This is a genomic window from Desulfomicrobium aestuarii (genome assembly GCF_055385525.1).
This window is the reverse complement of the sequence record NZ_AP042427.1, coordinates 486,377-503,469: the sequence shown is the minus strand read 5'-3', so window position 1 is coordinate 503,469 and position 17,093 is coordinate 486,377. Positions and strand designations below refer to the sequence as shown.

Genomic DNA, 17,093 nt, shown 5'->3' with positions numbered 1-17,093 from the left:
ACAAGGAGGAATTATGCACTTGGACCAAGCAATTATTGATGATTTTTATTCAACTATTGCGAAGAAGTATCCTGGACTTGATAATGGCGCCGAGGGCGTTCGCATTATCCTATCCTACAATAGATCAATGACAGGAACAGACTATATCAATTTTGAAATGCGAAACTTCTTCAGAGATCCAAATAGCTCATCATTCAACATGAAAACAAAAGATGAGATCAGCGCAATAGTCTCCAGCAAGACAATCAACTCCAGAAAAGATCTTCGACATTTATCCAAAATCCAAACATTCTGGAACAAATATCGTGCAGAAAAAGGAATCGATAAGACATTTGGATTCAAGCAAGGCCGCCTTCAGGTTAAATAGAACATATAATTCAAAACTTCTCAAATAGAAAATTCAAATGTTCAAATATGACATTGAGAAAGATTGCTTTTTATATATTGGCCCAAACAATACTTATGAGGAAAAAGATACATGTCTAAAATTGTTTGAATATCGTCGATATATATTAAACGACACAAATAATGATTCGGAAATACTCAACACTTTAAAAGAATCGCCAATTGAATTATGCGTTGAGATAACAAATCATTGTAATTTTTCATGCCCCGTATGTATAGCAGATGCCGGTAATTCAAAGAAAATATTTCTTAAATTAAAAAAATACTATAAAATATTACAAAAATTACACGGAAAAATAAAACGAATTTGCATAACAGGTGGAGAACCCTTACTCCATCCTGATTTTGAAGAATTCATCTCAATATCTACAAAATGTTGCCCGACAATACTATCTACAAACGGCTATTCAATGAATCATATCCAAACACTCTCGCTAAAGTATAGCAATTTGATATTTGCAATTTCATTACACGGACCATCAATCGTTCACGATGAATATGTGCGCCAAGTCGGCGCGTATGAACGCGCCTTGAAATCATTAAAATCCGCAATTTCTAACAACGCAATAGTCCATGTTTACACTATTGCATCCAAGCAAAACATCCACTCAATCCCAAAACTTATTGATATATTAAAAAATTACCCCATAAGACTACACAAAATCATCCCCATCAAAAATAAGGGACGCTTAACTGACGAATTGAAAGAAGTTGAATTTAATGAAATTCAAGCAAAATGCGCAAAATCTAGAATATCCAAAATTCAGACTAAATCTTTCCCATACTACTTTCTAAATTCAAATAGCAAATTAGAGGTTATAAATAGCAATGAACAACGAAAATAAATTTAATATTGAAAAAGAAATATACAATACACAATGGAACAACATACGACATCATTGGAATGAAACTATAAATTCGATTCGATACCTGACTACACTTATAGTCTTCGCAATTATACCGTTAAAATTTCTAAAAGTTGCTGACGGCGAGAACGTGCATCTAGGCGTTGATCAGGATGTAGGCCTATACATAAAATTATTTATGATGATGGCCATAGGGATATTAGGAATGTTGACGTTATTGAACCAATACAATCATTATAAAAGGTCAAAAGAAGCAAGACAAGTAGTAGTGGCTATTGAAAAAGAGTGGGATCTTTATGATCAAAATGAAAAATTTATCTTTCAAAAAAACAGCTCTGATTACCAATATGGAAAATTTGCTGGTGGAGAAAAAAGGCTGTCTCATTCACAAATTCAATTTGGTTTCATTATCGTAATTACACTTGTTGGCTTAGCTTTCGTGTGGTTCGCATAAAAGTAGCTACTTAACGCGACGCCCAGACGAAGGCTAATGTCTTCGAGGCCCCCCATCTATCAACATATTGTTAGCCTTTACCGAACCACAAAACTGAACTGAAATGGATAAGCGATCAAATGGCTCATTCAAACCACTTAAAGCTCCACTGGTCCTTTGTTATAGGAGAAGTAATTCTTTTTATCACCGCGATCGCGTCCGCTTATCTCAGCGAGACAAACGACTGGAGCAGCTTCGCAGTGGTATCAGCCGTAGCAGCATTATTTTTCATTACCTTGAAGGTAGTGGAAGCATTGCCTGCGGCTAAGAAACTCTTAGTTCGCGAGGACTTTGCTTATCGACTCGCTTCAGCGGCAGAAAAGTACGGCGTACGAGAGTACTTCAACATGCAATGTGCTAAGGAACAGAATCTGCGAAATGAACGAACACAGAATGAGATCATGGACGCACAAACTATGTGGCTGTGCGCTAACTCCGGGGCCTCATATCTTGATCCAGGAGTCTATCGTCACTGGCAGTTCGTCGAAGAGCGGTTGAAGACCGGCGTGGAGTTCCGCGTTGTTCTGCTTGATCCATTTTCCGCAGAAAAGGGCTTCCGGAACCAGATCAATGTCGGGGGCGAAAGATTGGATTCAAAGGTCAACATCGCAAACCTTGTTAAACTTCACAACTCATATCCTGGACTTGAGATCAGATTTGTAAAATATGGAATGCATGCTACGGTATTTGCTACAGATCGATGTCTCTTCTTCGACCCTTATCACGTGGGTGCCGTAGGTGACCGGATTGAAAATAGAAGCTTTGCCATGCGAATTGAGCACTCAAATCCAAGCGAAGGAGTGGGCCTTTACCGACTGTTTAAGAGCCACTTCGATACGCTTTGGCGAACGAGCGTATCCTTCTCTGATTGGACGCAGGCGATGCACGCTGAGCTTCCAGAAGGACTTCCGCATGTGAAAATCAGATGACAAACAGTGCTCGACCAAGCCGTGCGATCCTGAACTTCGCGCATCGCTGTGCAATGAAATGCGAATGGTGCTACGTACCATTCGGAGATTCATCCGTGCAAGAGTCTGTTGTTGCCAAGGTGGTCGAAAGGATTGCTGAACTTGGATTTACTCGTCTAACCTTTGGTGGCGGCGATCCTTTTCAGTATCAGTTCATTGCCAACACCCTAGAATTGGCCAAAAAGCTCGGTCTCTTTGTTCATGTTGACACACATGGTCTTGGACTCAGCGAGACAGACGAAACCCTGGCTCTTCTGAAAAGCACTGTTGATTTGCTTGGACTTCCTCTCGATGGCTCTTCTGCTGCGATCCACGAAGAAATGCGCCAGTCGCCCGGACACTACGCCAGAACCATGCAGAAGCTAGCTTGGCTTAGCGACTTCCGCAGCCATTTGAAGTTGAACACTATCGTTTCTCAATTCAACATCAACAATCTTCCTGCATTGGCCAATGTCGTCTGCTCATTGAAGCCCTCGAGGTGGAGCATCTATCAGTACTGGCCGGTAGGACCCGCATCCCGAGTAGAGCGTAGACACGCCCTAACCGAGTCCGCTTTCTTGGAAGCTGCGGATCGCTTACGCGAGGCGATTCTGTTCGACGATATCGCACTTGAGGTGAATTCGGCTGAATCAAGACGAAACACCTATCCCATCATCCACCACGATGCAAAGGTGTTCGTTCATGCCGCGCACCCTGAGAACACGTTTGTGCATGTTGGCAGCATCTTCGACGACCATGTCATGGATCGAATTCGTACAACTTGCATTGAGGATCGCCCGGCTGCTATTGAAAGGTACGGGAGTCAATGAAGCGTAAAGAAGGCCATTTATGCTTGGGGCTCTGAGACCAATAACATCATAATTTTTTGATTTTTTCTCTCGAAAAAGGTCCTCTATTCGACCTTAGAATCGCCCCTCCTGCCCAAAATCAGCCAAGTTTTATATCTAACAACTTTTGATTGCCAATAAAAACTCGCCGCCCATCACAGAGGACCTCATGACTCAGCCACCAATCGACAACTCCTATTGGATTATCCCCGGCAAACTCCTCGCTGGTGAATACCCGCGGAATCTCGACCACGAATCGTCCATCACCAAATTACAGTCCCTGCTGGACTCCGGCATCCGGGTTTTCATCGACCTGACCACGCCTGCCGATGGTCTGTCCCCGTACCGAGATATGCTGCAAGTGATTTGCCCGCAGGCCGAATACCTGACGTTCCCGATCCTGGACGTAAGTGTTCCCGACAAGCGGGAAACAACTATTGCGGTCCTTGATGCCATTGATTCCGCCTTGGCCCATGGCTTGGGCGTCTACATCCATTGCTGGGGCGGCATCGGCAGAACAGGAACGATTGTCGGGTGCTGGCTCGCCAGGCATGGCTTTGCCGGAAGCGCTGCTTTGGAGAAACTGTCCAGCCTGTGGCGATGGTGCCCCAAATCACGGTACCGCCAATCCCCGGAAACTGAGGAACAGCGGAACTACATACTGACTTGGAATAAAGATATTCCAGATGCTGAACAAGACGGCATCCTCTCCCGCGCCCAAGGCTGCCTCATGGGGCAGCTCGCAGGAGATTCTCTGGGAAGCTTGGTGGAATTCAAATCTGCGGAAGAGATACGCAGCCTTTATCCCTCCGGGATACGCAAATTGGCCAACGGAGGCACGTGGAACACCCTGGCTGGTCAACCCACAGACGATTCGGAACTGGCCCTCATGCTCGCCCGGTCGTTAGTGGAGCATAGCCGGTTCGACAGATATAGCGTTCGAAATGCCTACCGATTCTGGTACGACTCACACCCGTTCGATTGCGGAGCAACCATTGCTGCTGGTCTGAGAGATCAGCCCAATTTGGAGAGCCAAGCCAACGGAGCACTCATGCGCGTCAGCCCGCTGGGAATTTTTGGAACGCATCACAACCTGTGGGACGTTGGCGACTGGGCAAAAAAAGACGCATCCATAACCCATCCGCACCCGATCTGCTGCGAGGCCAATGCGCTTTTCGCCATGGCCTTGTCCCGAGTCATCCGGAGCGGATGCTCCTCGCAGAGTCTCTATGCTGGGATGCTGCTCTGGTCTGAGGAAATGGACGTTCACCCCGCCTTGAAAGGCGCTCTCGCGGATGCAGCCACGACTCCACCCAAAAACTACGGACGCCAGCAAGGGTGGGTACTCATCGCCTTCCAGAACGCCATCTGGCAGCTTCTCCATGCCCCAAACCTTGAAGAAGGCGTGGTCGATACGGTCATGCGTGGTGGAGACACCGACACCAATGCTGCCATTTGCGGAGCTCTTCTTGGGGCCGTACATGGCCTTGGAGCAGTGCCCGCGCAATGGAAGGAAAAAGTGATTGATTGCAAACCTGAACAACGTGCCGGAGTTGCTCACCCTCGCCCCAAAGTTTTCTGGCCGGTGGATGCATTGGAACTGGCGCAACAGCTTGTCAGAAATTTCGGACAGACCTAACCGCCAAACACAGGCGGTTCCAAGAGCGGGTAATCGTCGATAACGATTCAACAAACGATTTTTGGATCACTCCGCTATCTTTCGAAGCGGGATCACTTTTGCTGTCTTTCTACCGCGCAGATGACGAACGGCCTCACGCTTGTGATCGGGCATCAGATGCGAATATCGCATGGTCATCCCGATCGTCTTGTGCCCCAAGAGTTCCTTGATGGTAAGAAGCGAAACTCCCTGATGGGCAGGCGTGCTGCCGAAGGTATGGCGGTAGGTCATAGAGGCTTGCTGCCCAAAAAGTGGGAGAGAAGTGGGAGAGGATACCAAAAAAATTCTCAAAGAAATAAAAAAGGACCTAGATTTTGCATCTAAGTCCTTATTTTTACTGGAGCCAGGAAAGAGAATTGAACTCTCGACCTACTGATTACGAATCAGTTGCTCTACCGACTGAGCTATCCTGGCAAACCGTGAGAAACCCGCACTATTCAAGACTCGAAGCGTCGTCAAGAATTTTTCAAAGCTGGACAAGGGTAACAGGCAGCTCGCGTCAATTAAACAGCTGCCAGGACCTTGGGCAAGCCGATTAGCCCGATCTCAAGAGATGAATCCGATCAAAATTGATCGCTTTCAGAATTTATACGAGAAGCCGATCGTACCAAAATATGACGCATCCAGATCGTGCCCCTCTTCGTCGTCGTACTTCTCGCTCGATCCGGTAAAGTATCCCAGCTCGCTTATTGCCGCCAGATTCTCGTAAATCGTGTATTGATTGACGAGATAGAAATCCCAGCCGGAATCCTCTTCCGTGAAATAGCTCGTTCCTTCGTCGCCTGTTCCCTGAGCATAGACCACGATCACTTTGTGCGACAGGTCTTCCATGAACGTGATCTTGTCCAGAATGAGACCGACGGTCATAAGGCCGGTGCCGTCGCTGCCGACTCCGACGGCCTTGGTGAAGAACGTGTCGTAGGTTGTCGAAAACGCGCGCACCCCGCCGAAGTTGGGGCTGACCTTCCAGTCTTCGGCCAGGACGGGCAGCAGGGTCTGGTCGTTCTCGTCGTCGTCGAGTCCGGTGGCGTAGGTGCCGAACAGCGTGGCCACCAGCGGCTCAAACTTGTAGGAGGCGGACAGCGCTGCGTACCAGCCGGAAGAATCCAGATCATCCGAGTCGAGGGCCCCGTATATCACGTCGGCGGCAAGGAGCAGCGGGTCGAACATGTTCAGCTTTGCATTGGCGCCCAGAAACCAGATCGAGATGTCGTCTTCAGCCAGGCTCAGGTCGAGCGCAGTCTCCAGCCCCTGCTGATCCGTAAAATCGTAATCGGACCCGAGCCACACGTATCCGAAATAGGGGGAGATTCTCGCCGCGTCGAAGGACATGGGCACTGCGATGAAGGCCATGTCGAGGTCGTCGCTGACGCCGTCATCGCTGACTGGGGATTCATCGAAATTGGTGGAGGTGTCTGAACCGCGCGTATACCCCACGGTCACGCCTATTGCCTCGTATATGGGCAGGCTGACGACCAGAGCTGCCGCATCGTCGTCGAACACCGGATTGCCGAAGACGCTCGGCAGCGCCACGTACTGCAACCCGGCCTGGACACTGACGGTGGTGTCCGGGAAGGTGAAGTTCAGGTAGGCGTGCTTCAGTTCGATCGGGTCGTCGGTGTTACCGTCCGTACCCCAGTCTCCAGAGTCGCCCTTGCCCCAGAGCTGGTCCATTTCCAGGCCTAGAACCGCCTTGAGGTTCTCGTTGGCGACGAAATCAAAGTAGGTGCGCAAGCGCTGGCTGGTCGAGTAATTGTCCCCGTCCCCGACGTCCGAGTCGAGATCAAACAGATTGGCGCTCCAAATCCCGTAGATATCGAGATTCCCCCTGACTGATAGCTGCGCGGAAAATGCGCCGGTAACAATGCCGCAGAGAATGAGGGTCGTCAGGACTGCAATGGTACGCGGTCTCATCTTAATCTCCTTGGATGAAATGAATGTAACGGCACGGCAGGAATCTCATTTCCGCCATCACATATCGAAATCTCGATCCGGGTATCCGACTGCGGCACGCTACGCTCAGGGCTGAACCTTCTCCAGGGTGAACGTGAAATTCCCGCCGCAGGAGAAGAAATCGTTGGACCATCTCCAGACCGATTTCCCGGTGCCCGTCGTCTCCGTCAGAAATTCCAGGTCCACGGTTTCCGTCACATACCCGCCGGTGGCGACGTACGAGCCGACCAGATGGACGAATTGCGGGCGACTGGGGTTGACGGCCCCCTTGTACGGGCGTTTGACGCTGTTTTCCATGCCCACGAACTCATCTCCCTTCTGAATGAATGTCAGCATGTAGTCCCCGGGCACGCCCTTGCCCAGATTCTTGCACTCGTTGACGGACTGCGTGATCGTCCCGCGCCACTGGCCGGTATAGTCGAAGGCATGTGACAGGGCGGGGCTCATGCACACTACACCCAGCAAGGCCACGAGTAAACTCAATCGTTTCATGATCGACGTCCTTATGTTTGCGTGTTCGGGAGCCCCATCTGCGCGGGGCCCTTGCCACCCGTCGTGGAACTTCCGGTACCGGCCGTCAAGGCCTCGCAACCTCCGACGTCCGCACGGAAAGCCGCCGCACTTTCACGAAGAAGGCGACCGTGCACACGATCGTCACGGCTATGCCGATGATGGTCGCGACGTTGATCGAAAGGTTGAAGCCGATGGGCGAGTTGACGATGAAGCTGACCACCACCGCCGTCATGAACACCGCCGGGACCGTGGCGATCCAGTGCGTTTTCCCGACCCTGGCCAGGTACATGGCGGCGGTCCAGAGCACTACGGCGGCCAGGGTCTGGTTGGCCCAGCCGAAATAGCGCCAGATCAGCCCGAAATCGGACAGGGAGATGAGAAATCCGATGGCGAAAAGGGGCACGGCGATGACAAGCCGCTTCCCCTGCTCCTTCTGGGAGAAATCGAGCATGTCGGCGACGATGAGGCGGGCGCTGCGGAAGGCCGTGTCCCCGGAGGTGATGGGCAGCACGACCACGCCGATGATGGCGAATATCCCGCCGACCTGACCCAGCAGGGCGATGGACACCTCGTTGACCACCAGTCCGGGCCCGCCTTTCGCCAGGACGCCGTTCAGCGCCTCGGGCGTATGGAAGAAGGAGATGGCCAGGGTGGCCCAGATAAGGGCGATGACGCCCTCGGCGATCATCGACCCGTAAAACACGCTGCGCCCGTATTTCTCGTTGGGCAGGCAACGGGCCATCATCGGGGATTGGGTGGCATGGAACCCGCTGACCGCGCCGCAGGCGATGGTGATGAACATCAGCGGCCACAGGGGCAGGCCCTCGGGGTTGATGTTCTCGAAGGTCTTCTGCGGGAAGAACTCGTAACCTTTGACGATGAGCATGGTGATCGTCCCCAGGGCCATGAAGACGAGAACCGCCCCGAAAATCGGGTAGATGCGGCCGATGATCTTGTCGATTGGCAGGATCGTGGCCAGGAAATAGTAGGCGATGATCGCCCCGATGAGCACATTGCGGTCGATGCCGGTCAGGCTCTGCAGCAGTTCGGCGGGCCCGAGGAAGAAGACGACCCCGACGAGGATCAGGAGGACGATGGAGAACACGCGCATGAACTGCTTGAAGGCGTTGCCGAGGTTCTGGCCGACGATGTCCGGCACGCCGCGGCCCTCGTAGCGCACGGACAGCATGCCGGAGAAGTAGTCGTGCACCGCCCCGCCGAAGATGCAGCCGAAGACGATCCAGATCAGGGCGACGGGACCGTAAAGGGCGCCGAGGATGGGCCCGTAGATTGGCCCCAGCCCGGCGATGTTCAGAAGCTGGATGAGGAAGATCTTCCAGGTCGGCATGACCATGTAGTCCACGCCGTCCTCCATGGTCACGGCCGGCGTCGGTCTGGACGGATCGACACCGAAGGCCCGATCGACGATCGCGCCGTAGACGAAATAGCCGAGCAGCAAGAACCCCACGCTGGCGAAGAAGAGTATCATGATGCCATCCTTCCTGGTTTGATTGAAACTAAACCCGCCCGTTCAACGCCGATCTCCACCCGCGCCCCGCTTCGGACATCTGCGCGTCTGACCGGCACCGCGCGGGCATCGTCCCGCCACCATCTCAATAACCCGGCGGGGGACCGCTGACCATGTAGACGACGCTGCCGCTCTGGTACCCGCGGTTGTACCAGGTCGTCCCGCACTGGTAGTAGCCGACGCCGTTGACGATGATTTCGGTTCCGGCGCAAGGCAGGGCCGTGACGTACGTCACGTTCGTGACGTGCGTTACGTCGGGCTGCGACGCCGCGCCGGCGATGACCCCGACGGTCGCACCGACGGCCGCGCCGACGACAAAGGCCTCGAACTCGTCGTCATCGTCATCCCAACCATCCCAATCGTCATCATGATCCCAGTCGTCGAACTCATCCTCGGCAAAGTCTTGGCGGTCCTCGCGGGCGTCATCCATATGCTCCTGCCAGTCCTCACGGGATTCGCCGCGGTTCTCCAGCCGCTCCTCCTGTCCCTGCAGGCGGTCGTCGCGGGTTGCGTCGCGATTCTCGCCCCGCTGGGCCTGGCGTTCCGAAGACGTTTCCTGGCGTTGCCCCTGGCGATCCGTGCGCTGGCCCTGCCGTTCCGAGGAGGTCTGCTCCCGCGTCCCCTGGCGCTGGGCCACGTTTTCCTGACGGGCGGCCTGGGGTTGGCGCTGCACGGCCCCGGACTGGCGTGCTTCAGGGCGCGCCTGGCGCTGCACTGCTCCGGACTGGCGGGTCTCGGGCCGCGCCGCACGCTGCGCCGATCCGGACTGGCGGGTCGAAGGACGGGCCGCGCTTCTCGACCCGGAGGACATTCCTCCCCCCCGGGCCGGGCTTGAGCGATTGAAGTTGCTTCCTCCGCTTCGCCCGCCTCCTCCGCCGCGGCCTCCCCCCCGGGCTTCGACAAAGCCCGCCATTGTTGTCGAAAGAATGAACACCAGCGCCACGATGATGGTTGCCGTCCTATTCACGAGCGTCATTGTGCACCCCCTTCCTGCATGGGCAGGGCCCCTTTCTTTCTGACGGGAGCCAGGAGCGGGATCTTTTCTGCTCCCGGCGGAGGCGTGAAGGAAAAGCTCGCGTCCGTGACCGCGGGCGAAAAATTCCAGTCGGACAGCTCGGCCCAGAACTGCGGCTGGTCAGCTTCGTTCTTGTAGGTGATGACGACCCTTCTCGGCAGGGGCTGTTCGCCACGGGAGACCCAGACCTGCAGATCGACGTTATCTGAACGGACCGCCAGATGATCCGTCGGAACGTCGAAGAGATAGTTCTCCTCGACGAAACTGACTGAAGTCAGCAACTTCTCCAGGCTGTCCCGAAACCCGGTGTGGAACATCCTGGCCAGGGGCATTGTCAGGCGGAGGTCCCGGACCATGTACACGAGCACCTCGTCGACGGTGGCGTTCCTGTCCTGTTGGGCAAAGACGTTGTCGGCGGCCTTGAAGGCGGTCAGGATCTTGCCGTCGAAAAGGATCAGCCCCCGGTCGCCGTCGCTGCGCTCGGCCTCGACCCGGATGTGGTCGGGACGTCGGAGCGTGACTCTGCGCTTTTCGCCGAATTCGATCCGCTGGCCGTCCGCCTGGATCGCGTCGTACCCGCTGCGGATGGTCACGCCGAAGGTCTTCGCGCCGGCGATGAACCCGGCCATGTCCAGCAGCCGCGTGCGCGCTTCCTGGTCCATAACGGCGGCGTCCCCCGCGGTCGCGTTGTCGGCCGACGGGGCGGCATGGGCGTCGAAGGCGATCCCCAGCGCCATCGACAGAAGCAACAATGGCAGAACAAGCAGATGTTTTACGAAATGCATCACGTTTCCTCCCTGGTTGCAGGAGCGTCGCAGCACCGATCCGCCACCGCACTGCGCTGCAGGCAAGGCCTGACGCACAGACGCCCTGCGCGGTGCTTGCAGGGCTGGGCAACATGGAGCAAATCAAGAAACGCACCAATTCCACCGTTGCCGAAACGCTTGTCTATCATCTCAAATTTACTGCACATTGAGAGACTGAACGGCAGGCAGCCGGACCGGCGGGCCCAAACGGGGACGGAATGCGGGTCCAAGGACGAAATGCCGTCCTTGTCGCCGCCCACGGCACGATGAACGGGAAACGCCGCGGGCGCGGCAGTCTTTCGGAGCGGGGTCACCCCAGGTCGAAACCCTCCCCGGGATTTCTGATGGACTCGATGCGCCCGGCCAGGCGCGCGATCTGGGCGAAATCGTGCGTGGCGATGTCCTGGGCATGGGCCAGGTTGTTGCGCAGCGACTCGAATTCCTTGCAGACCTTGAGGGCCGCGTTCCTGGAGGGGAAGCCCAGCACGTCGCGCATGGCCTGGTCTTCGGCCATGATCTGCGTCTTGTCGGAAAACTGCAGGCACGACAGCAGCGTGCACTGCTGGCCGCGGCGCCGGCGCTCCTCCATCAGCGCCTCGGCCTTGGCCAGCCTGCCGGCCGAAACGAGCCCGCGCCACGAATCCCCCGGCCAGATCCTCTCGATGATGGACGCGAGCTGCATCTCGTACATGGTCACGATGCCGAACAGCCACATGCGCATGTAGGGGTGCTCGACGTCGCTGCGGGTGATGATGCCGGACACGGTGTCGAAGACGCGCACGAAACAGAGGCTGTGCGTGCTCAGCGCCAGGATGACCTCGGAGAAGCTCGCCCCGTCGGCCACGATCTGGCCCGTCCGGAACTCCCGCTCCCGCATCGGGTCCTCACTCAGGGCAAAGCCCCGGACCCTGCCGCCATGGCGCACCCCGAGCACGGGGATGCCCTCGCGCTCCATGAGCTCGCCCGCGGCCGGCGTCAGCGGCGCATCCACCGAAGGCAGGGCGCGTGCGATGTCCCTGGCGGCGAAGGTGTCGCGGAAGAGATGCGCCACCCGCCCCAGGGATTCGAGGCCGCCCGGCAACGCCCTCCCGGGCTCGGCCAACCCACCCACGACCGTCAGCGACAGGCCGAGCCTGGCGGCGTTCTTTTCGAGCATGGCCACAGCGCGCCGGTACAGGGTCTGGTCGCCCTCGGCGAGCACTTCCAGGAGCGAGGCCATCTCCGTCAGATAGACCCGCGCGAACTCCGGGTCGTGCTTGCAGACGTCGCGGCAATTGTCGATGAGGTCGGCCAGCTTGACGGTCTTGGCCCGTCCCGAAACGCCCGCCAGGCGCGCCCGGTCGATGGCCTTGCGCGTGGCGCGGTTGCCGTCCGACGGGCGGCTGACGTCGGTCAGCTCCATGACCAGCTCGGCCAGCTCCGGCCCGAATTCCCGCTCGATGTCGAGAAAGCTGGCCGGGGTGTCCTCGACCACGTCGTGCAGCCACGCGGCGGCGATCATCTCCTGGTCGCCGCAGACCGAGGCCACGATTTCGGCCACATCCTTGAGATGCACGTCATAGGGTTCCAGTGAGTACTTGCGCCTGTGATTGATGCGCGAGTGCGCCTCGGTGGCGTACCGGCGCGCCCTTTTGATCACATCGTCCGGTGCCTGCTCCCTTCCGGCCATCAGTTGCCTGCCGCCTTGATGGCCGCGGCGATTTCGTCGGCCAACTTTTCGACGTTGTGCTGCTGGGCCGCGACCCAGGAGGAGTGCTCGGCGTCCGGAAGGGGCTGCACGGCATCCGTGCGACGCACCACGGCTCCCTCCCCTGCCGTATCCAGCAGGGTCCAGCGGGCGGTAAGCGTGGCCTCGCGGCCGAGGCTGCCGCCCATGGCCACCACGTCGACGAGGACGCGGAACCGGGACTGCCGGTTCCACGGGAAGAGCGACACGTTCTCGGTACCGAGCGACTGCGAAAGCCGCTCGGCCAGGGCCCGGGCCATGTCCCGGTCCACCTCGCCGGTCCAGCGGTGGTATTCGGCCAGCCGGTACTGCCCGTTCTCCCCGCCCGTGGCGATGCGCGTCTGCTTGAGGACATCGGGCAGGGTCACTGGGCCGACGCTGACCGACACGGCGTCGCCGGCAGGCGCTGCGGCCGAGGCCTGCGGTACGTGCAGGCTGTAGTAGGACATGGTTTCCGTCTTTCCGGCGCAACCTGAAAGCAGCGCAGCCCAGGCCAGGCCCAGAAGCGCCGCGCGGGCGATGCTACTTTTCATCCTTCTTCTCTCCTTTGCCGAACAGGAGCGACTGCGGCTGATTCTCGATGGCGGTGGTCAGTTCGCGCAGGGAGCGCAGGGTAAGGGCCAGCTCTTCGAGGGTCTTCTTCAGGTTGTAGTTCAGGGGCGAGTCCTTGCCGATGGCGCTCTGAACCTCCTGCAGCGTGGTCTGCAGGACGACGAGCCCGGACTGCAGCGCCGGGGCGGTCTCGCCGTTCAGGCGTCGCGCGAAGGCACCGGCGTCCCTGACGGTCGTCGTGCTCTCCTTCAGCAGCAGGTCGAGATTCGTGCCGATCTTCTCAAAGGGAACCTTCTCCAGATCGCGGGTGATCCTGGCGATGCTCTCCTGGATCTGCTCGATGGAACCGCCCATGCTGGGGATGACCGGCAGGTCGTTCTCATGGGCCAGGACGGCTTTGGGCTCGTCGGGGTAAAACCCGAGATCCACCAGGAGCTGCCCCGTGAGGAGGTTGCCCGTCTTCAGCTGGGCGCGCAGGTTGCGCTCCTCCACGAACCATTTGAGCAGCGGCTCGCGCTCCCCGGCGCGCTGCCTGGGAATGGCCTTGAACACGTTCTGAATCCGCTCGGGCTCGATGGACAGCAGGACCGGCACGCGCAGATCCCTGCGCTTCTCGTCGTAGATGAGGTCGATGCCCGACACCTCGCCGATCTTGATTCCGAAAAGCTCCACCGGCGCCCCCACGCTCAGGCCGCGCACCGACTGGTCGAAAAATACCAGCCAGGACCTGCGCAGGGTGTAGGTCTTCTCCTGGATGCTCTCCCGGCTCGGGTAGAGCTGGAATGCCGCGTTTTCCTCCGCCTCCCCGCCCGGCTCCACGCCGTCGGGGACGTCGAAGGCCAACCCGCCGGAGATGATGCTGACGATCGACTCGGTGTCGACCTTCAGCCCCTGGGCCGAGAGGGACACGTCCAGACCGCTGGAGTTCCAGAAGCGCGTGTTCCGGGTGACCTTGGCGTCGTGCGGGGCCTCGACGAAGACCTGGACGTCGACGGTCTGCCCGTCCGGGGCGAAGCCGTAACTGACCACCTGCCCGACCTGGATCTGGCGGTAATAGACCGGCACGCCGACGTTGAGGGAGCCCAGGCGTGCGGCCTTGAGCCAAAAGTGCTTTCCGGGCAGGCCGGAGGTGACGACGGGCGGGACTTCGAGGCCGTTGAAGCTGAATGTCGGCTGGCCGGTCGGCGACGGGTCCACGCCGATGTACGCCCCCGAGAGCAGCGTCGACAAGCCCGAGGCCGTGCCGCCGCGGATCTGCGCCCGCGCCACCCAAAAGCGGGTCTTGTCATTCAGGTAGCGGCCGTAGTCCTTTTCCAGTTCGGCTGTGACGACGACGTGCTTGAGGTCGTCGCCCAGATGGATGGACTCGACCTGGCCGACGGCCACGTCCTTGTACTTGATCTTCGTCTTGCCGGCCTCGAGCCCCTCCGCGGTCGAAAAGGTGATGGTGATGACGGGCCCCTTCTCGCTGACGGCCTTGTACGCCAGCCATCCCCCGACGACGAGGGCCACCAGCGGCACGATCCAGACGAGGGAGATGCCGCCCTTCTTTCTCACGGTGGCCGGTGCGGCCTGGTCCTTGGACAGGGATACGTCGGTCATGAATCCTCCTCGATGACATCCCAGATGAGACGGGGGTCGAAACTCTCCGCGACCAGCTTGGCCAGCGCCGCCATGTGCAGGCGCAGAGGCGCGAGGATGTAGAGCAGCCCGGTGAGCTGGACCAGGGGGATCAGGGCGCAGGTCAGGAACACCAGCGAACCCAGGCCGCAGAGGCGCTGCTTCCAGAGCTCGATGATGCCCGTCGGCAGCGTGGTCTCCTGCACGACCCCCCCTCTCTTCATGGCCAGGAATGGATTGGTCAGAGCGATGGCGAAAAGCACCAACCCGCACAAGGCGAAGGCCAGAGGGCGGTCGATGCCGGTTCTCCTGGACCTCTGCAACACCGAGCCGCAGCGCGGGCACAGCGAGACGACCCCGGACTCGTCCGACAGCCGGATCAGCAGATCGCAGCCATGACAGGCAAGTATGCGCATGCTTCCTCCGGTATCAGACCCCGGCCGACGGCCGGGGCTATGTCATAAAAAATCAACCAGAGACTTCGCGTGCGAGGGGTAGGCGCGGGCGAAAAGCCCGAAAGCCGAGGCACGTGGCGACATGTCGCCCTCCCTCTCCGGACTTGCGATGTGAAGCTACTCATCCGGTCTGGACGCCTGCATGCCGACCAGCCGGGCTATGGTCACGGCCAGGTAGAGCTGGCCCATCACTGCCTCGAGAACGGCCAGGGAGCGCCCTGCGTTCGAGGCGGGCAGGCAGTCGCCGTAGCCGACGGTGGTCATGGTCACGAAGCTGAAATAGATGAAGTCGTGGGTCGCTGGCGCGCCTTCGCGAGCGAATTGGAAGGACCCCGGCTGGGCGGCCTCCAGAAAGAAGAACGCGTAGGCCCACATGAACCCGAGCAGAAGATACCCGCAGACGGCGGCCATGATGACGTCCGAGTCGACCTGCCGTCGGGTCGAGATGTAGCGCAGGATAAGGACGAGAACGTAGCCCAGGAATATCCCTGCGAAGAGTTCCGCCAGTTTCAGATGTTCCGCGGCATCCGCGAAAACTCCCGACCATTTCAGGAAAAGATAGGGGATGGCCAGGAGCATGGCGATGACGAACGTGCGCATCCTGTCGCTGACCGCCTGGATGGCCGAAACGAGTATGGCCGTCAGGCAGACGTCCATGAGGAGCTTCAGGTGCACGAAACCCACCAGAAAAGGCGACACCGCGAGAGCCGTGATGATCGAGGCGAGCAGGAGAGTGAACCGCCCCCCGACAAACCGGAAAAGCGGTTTGGCTGCTTCGTCGCCCTTGTGTCCCGTTGTGTCCATGTGCCTTGCCTCGACATGGCCGGCGTCGACCGCAGTCGGCACGACGACGCCCGGTACGTTCATCGTCAGCGCTTTGCGGAAATCCCGCATATGAGTCGCTGCAGTCGTGATACGTCGTCCATGTCTCCGTTCGCCCAACCGCAAAAGGTCGGCAGGATGTTCCGGCGCGTGCACGGGACGTGCTCCATGAACGCGCCGGAACAGACACGCGCCTGAATCCCTCAGGGCTTCTCGACGCTGACCGCGATTGTCTCGGTGTAGGAGAAGACCACCTTGTCGCCGACCTTCTGTTTGGCGAGGTCGATATCCTCGCGGACGGGAAAGGCTCTCTTCCGGCCGTCGCCGAAGTCGAGCGTGACCTTGCGGTTCTGCTGGTCGATCTCCGTAACGGTGCCCGTGACCTGCCGGGTCTGGGCCATGATCCCGCCGGGCTTCTCGCCCTTTTCCGCGGTCTTTGCGGCCGCGCTCATGGACGAGGAAGGCTCCACGCCGTCTTCGTCGACGAAGACGACAAGCTCTTCCGTCAGGGCGACCCTGACCGTATCGCCCACGTTGACCTGATCGAAGTTGACGGCCTTGGGACCGGCCTTGGCGGTGAAGGTTTCCCCCTTCTCGTCCTCCAGGGTTGCTACGCGCTTGGCATGATCGATTTCGATGACCTTGGCGTTGATCTCGACGGTGTTGACGATGACGCCGCCGGGTACCCCCTCGACGAAGACCGTTGCCGTGCCGGCCAGGGCCTGCAGGGGAGCCAGCGCCAGGAAAAGCCCGAGACAGAGCCCGGCGGAAAGGCCGGCGCGGCGGCAGGCATTCTCGTTCACGTATTTCTTCAGGGTCATGTCACGCTCCATCCGTTAAAGGTTTTTCATCCTGCGGACCCGGCG

General features: G+C 57.8%; 18 protein-coding genes and 1 tRNA gene. 6 read left to right on the top strand and 13 right to left on the bottom strand.

Annotation, left to right across the window (positions count from 1 at the left end; translation table 11 throughout):
* Nucleotides 1-13 precede the first annotated feature (13 nt).
* The 6 genes from ACZ5AC_RS02275 to ACZ5AC_RS02250 all read left to right on the top strand — a co-directional run bounded on the left by ACZ5AC_RS02275 (nucleotide 14) and on the right by ACZ5AC_RS02250 (nucleotide 5,198).
* The gene (locus tag ACZ5AC_RS02275) at nucleotides 14-367 is read left to right on the top strand and encodes a hypothetical protein (RefSeq protein ID WP_464249347.1); all 354 of its coding nucleotides are present in this window, start codon (nucleotides 14-16) and stop codon (nucleotides 365-367) included.
* A 37-nt stretch (nucleotides 368-404) separates the two neighbouring features.
* Nucleotides 405-1,250: a radical SAM protein gene (locus tag ACZ5AC_RS02270; protein WP_464249346.1), complete on the top strand. Its 846-nt coding sequence runs from the start codon at nucleotides 405-407 to the stop codon at nucleotides 1,248-1,250.
* A complete protein-coding gene (locus tag ACZ5AC_RS02265) occupies nucleotides 1,234-1,725 on the top strand; it encodes a hypothetical protein (protein WP_464249345.1) in 492 nt (163 codons plus the stop codon). The genes ACZ5AC_RS02270 and ACZ5AC_RS02265 overlap by 17 nt, the downstream gene beginning before the upstream one ends.
* Before the next feature lie 119 nt (nucleotides 1,726-1,844).
* On the top strand, nucleotides 1,845-2,693 hold the full coding sequence (locus ACZ5AC_RS02260; protein ID WP_464249344.1) for a hypothetical protein: 849 nt from the start codon (nucleotides 1,845-1,847) through the stop codon (nucleotides 2,691-2,693).
* Nucleotides 2,690-3,541, top strand: a complete 852-nt coding sequence (locus ACZ5AC_RS02255) for a radical SAM protein (protein WP_464249343.1) — start codon at nucleotides 2,690-2,692, stop codon at nucleotides 3,539-3,541. The genes ACZ5AC_RS02260 and ACZ5AC_RS02255 overlap by 4 nt, the downstream gene beginning before the upstream one ends.
* A gap of 187 nt (nucleotides 3,542-3,728) precedes the next feature.
* Nucleotides 3,729-5,198, top strand: coding sequence for an ADP-ribosylglycohydrolase family protein (locus ACZ5AC_RS02250; protein ID WP_464249342.1), 1,470 nt, complete (start codon nucleotides 3,729-3,731; stop codon nucleotides 5,196-5,198).
* A 66-nt stretch (nucleotides 5,199-5,264) separates the two neighbouring features.
* Here the strand turns inward: ACZ5AC_RS02250 and ACZ5AC_RS02245 are convergent, their stop codons facing one another.
* The 13 genes from ACZ5AC_RS02245 to ACZ5AC_RS02185 all read right to left on the bottom strand — a co-directional run bounded on the left by ACZ5AC_RS02245 (nucleotide 5,265) and on the right by ACZ5AC_RS02185 (nucleotide 17,048).
* Complete coding sequence (locus ACZ5AC_RS02245) at nucleotides 5,265-5,468, bottom strand: tyrosine-type recombinase/integrase (RefSeq protein ID WP_464249341.1); 204 nt, start codon at nucleotides 5,466-5,468, stop codon at nucleotides 5,265-5,267.
* Nucleotides 5,469-5,575: 107 nt separating this feature from the next.
* Nucleotides 5,576-5,651, bottom strand: a tRNA-Thr gene (locus ACZ5AC_RS02240).
* Between the two features lie 165 nt (nucleotides 5,652-5,816).
* Entirely contained in the window at nucleotides 5,817-7,151 is a 1,335-nt protein-coding gene (locus ACZ5AC_RS02235; RefSeq protein WP_464249340.1) for an outer membrane homotrimeric porin, read from the bottom strand.
* Between the two features lie 105 nt (nucleotides 7,152-7,256).
* Nucleotides 7,257-7,682: a hypothetical protein gene (locus ACZ5AC_RS02230; RefSeq protein ID WP_464249339.1), complete on the bottom strand. Its 426-nt coding sequence runs from the start codon at nucleotides 7,680-7,682 to the stop codon at nucleotides 7,257-7,259.
* 85 nt (nucleotides 7,683-7,767) lie between these two features.
* On the bottom strand, nucleotides 7,768-9,192 hold the full coding sequence (locus ACZ5AC_RS02225) for a carbon starvation CstA family protein (RefSeq protein WP_464249338.1): 1,425 nt from the start codon (nucleotides 9,190-9,192) through the stop codon (nucleotides 7,768-7,770).
* A 124-nt stretch (nucleotides 9,193-9,316) separates the two neighbouring features.
* Nucleotides 9,317-10,042, bottom strand: a complete 726-nt coding sequence (locus tag ACZ5AC_RS02220) for a hypothetical protein (RefSeq protein WP_464249337.1) — start codon at nucleotides 10,040-10,042, stop codon at nucleotides 9,317-9,319.
* Nucleotides 10,043-10,203: 161 nt separating this feature from the next.
* Entirely contained in the window at nucleotides 10,204-11,031 is an 828-nt protein-coding gene (locus ACZ5AC_RS02215) for a DUF2092 domain-containing protein (RefSeq protein ID WP_464249336.1), read from the bottom strand.
* A 331-nt stretch (nucleotides 11,032-11,362) separates the two neighbouring features.
* Nucleotides 11,363-12,691: an HD domain-containing protein gene (locus ACZ5AC_RS02210; RefSeq protein WP_464249335.1), complete on the bottom strand. Its 1,329-nt coding sequence runs from the start codon at nucleotides 12,689-12,691 to the stop codon at nucleotides 11,363-11,365.
* A gap of 29 nt (nucleotides 12,692-12,720) precedes the next feature.
* On the bottom strand, nucleotides 12,721-13,311 hold the full coding sequence (locus ACZ5AC_RS02205) for a PqiC family protein (protein ID WP_464249334.1): 591 nt from the start codon (nucleotides 13,309-13,311) through the stop codon (nucleotides 12,721-12,723).
* Nucleotides 13,301-14,932, bottom strand: coding sequence for a PqiB family protein (locus tag ACZ5AC_RS02200; protein WP_464249333.1), 1,632 nt, complete (start codon nucleotides 14,930-14,932; stop codon nucleotides 13,301-13,303). The genes ACZ5AC_RS02205 and ACZ5AC_RS02200 overlap by 11 nt, the downstream gene beginning before the upstream one ends.
* Complete coding sequence (locus ACZ5AC_RS02195; protein WP_464249332.1) at nucleotides 14,929-15,366, bottom strand: paraquat-inducible protein A; 438 nt, start codon at nucleotides 15,364-15,366, stop codon at nucleotides 14,929-14,931. The genes ACZ5AC_RS02200 and ACZ5AC_RS02195 overlap by 4 nt, the downstream gene beginning before the upstream one ends.
* Before the next feature lie 156 nt (nucleotides 15,367-15,522).
* Complete coding sequence (locus ACZ5AC_RS02190) at nucleotides 15,523-16,272, bottom strand: potassium channel family protein (RefSeq protein WP_464249331.1); 750 nt, start codon at nucleotides 16,270-16,272, stop codon at nucleotides 15,523-15,525.
* Nucleotides 16,273-16,430: 158 nt separating this feature from the next.
* Nucleotides 16,431-17,048, bottom strand: a complete 618-nt coding sequence (locus tag ACZ5AC_RS02185; RefSeq protein ID WP_464249330.1) for a hypothetical protein — start codon at nucleotides 17,046-17,048, stop codon at nucleotides 16,431-16,433.
* Nucleotides 17,049-17,093: the final 45 nt, after the last annotated feature.

Bases quoted from the DNA above. Each gene is read 5' to 3' on its own strand.
- ACZ5AC_RS02275 (WP_464249347.1), top strand. From the start codon at position 14: ATGCACTTGGACCAAGCAATTATTGATGATTTTTATTCAACTATTGCG.
- ACZ5AC_RS02270 (WP_464249346.1), top strand. From the start codon at position 405: ATGTTCAAATATGACATTGAGAAAGATTGCTTTTTATATATTGGCCCA.
- ACZ5AC_RS02265 (WP_464249345.1), top strand. From the start codon at position 1,234: ATGAACAACGAAAATAAATTTAATATTGAAAAAGAAATATACAATACA.
- ACZ5AC_RS02260 (WP_464249344.1), top strand. From the start codon at position 1,845: ATGGCTCATTCAAACCACTTAAAGCTCCACTGGTCCTTTGTTATAGGA.
- ACZ5AC_RS02255 (WP_464249343.1), top strand. From the start codon at position 2,690: ATGACAAACAGTGCTCGACCAAGCCGTGCGATCCTGAACTTCGCGCAT.
- ACZ5AC_RS02250 (WP_464249342.1), top strand. From the start codon at position 3,729: ATGACTCAGCCACCAATCGACAACTCCTATTGGATTATCCCCGGCAAA.
- ACZ5AC_RS02245 (WP_464249341.1), bottom strand. From the start codon at position 5,468: ATGACCTACCGCCATACCTTCGGCAGCACGCCTGCCCATCAGGGAGTT.
- ACZ5AC_RS02235 (WP_464249340.1), bottom strand. From the start codon at position 7,151: ATGAGACCGCGTACCATTGCAGTCCTGACGACCCTCATTCTCTGCGGC.
- ACZ5AC_RS02230 (WP_464249339.1), bottom strand. From the start codon at position 7,682: ATGAAACGATTGAGTTTACTCGTGGCCTTGCTGGGTGTAGTGTGCATG.
- ACZ5AC_RS02225 (WP_464249338.1), bottom strand. From the start codon at position 9,192: ATGATACTCTTCTTCGCCAGCGTGGGGTTCTTGCTGCTCGGCTATTTC.
- ACZ5AC_RS02220 (WP_464249337.1), bottom strand. From the start codon at position 10,042: ATGTCCTCCGGGTCGAGAAGCGCGGCCCGTCCTTCGACCCGCCAGTCC.
- ACZ5AC_RS02215 (WP_464249336.1), bottom strand. From the start codon at position 11,031: ATGCATTTCGTAAAACATCTGCTTGTTCTGCCATTGTTGCTTCTGTCG.
- ACZ5AC_RS02205 (WP_464249334.1), bottom strand. From the start codon at position 13,311: ATGAAAAGTAGCATCGCCCGCGCGGCGCTTCTGGGCCTGGCCTGGGCT.
- ACZ5AC_RS02200 (WP_464249333.1), bottom strand. From the start codon at position 14,932: ATGACCGACGTATCCCTGTCCAAGGACCAGGCCGCACCGGCCACCGTG.
- ACZ5AC_RS02195 (WP_464249332.1), bottom strand. From the start codon at position 15,366: ATGCGCATACTTGCCTGTCATGGCTGCGATCTGCTGATCCGGCTGTCG.
- ACZ5AC_RS02190 (WP_464249331.1), bottom strand. From the start codon at position 16,272: ATGAACGTACCGGGCGTCGTCGTGCCGACTGCGGTCGACGCCGGCCAT.
- ACZ5AC_RS02185 (WP_464249330.1), bottom strand. From the start codon at position 17,048: ATGACCCTGAAGAAATACGTGAACGAGAATGCCTGCCGCCGCGCCGGC.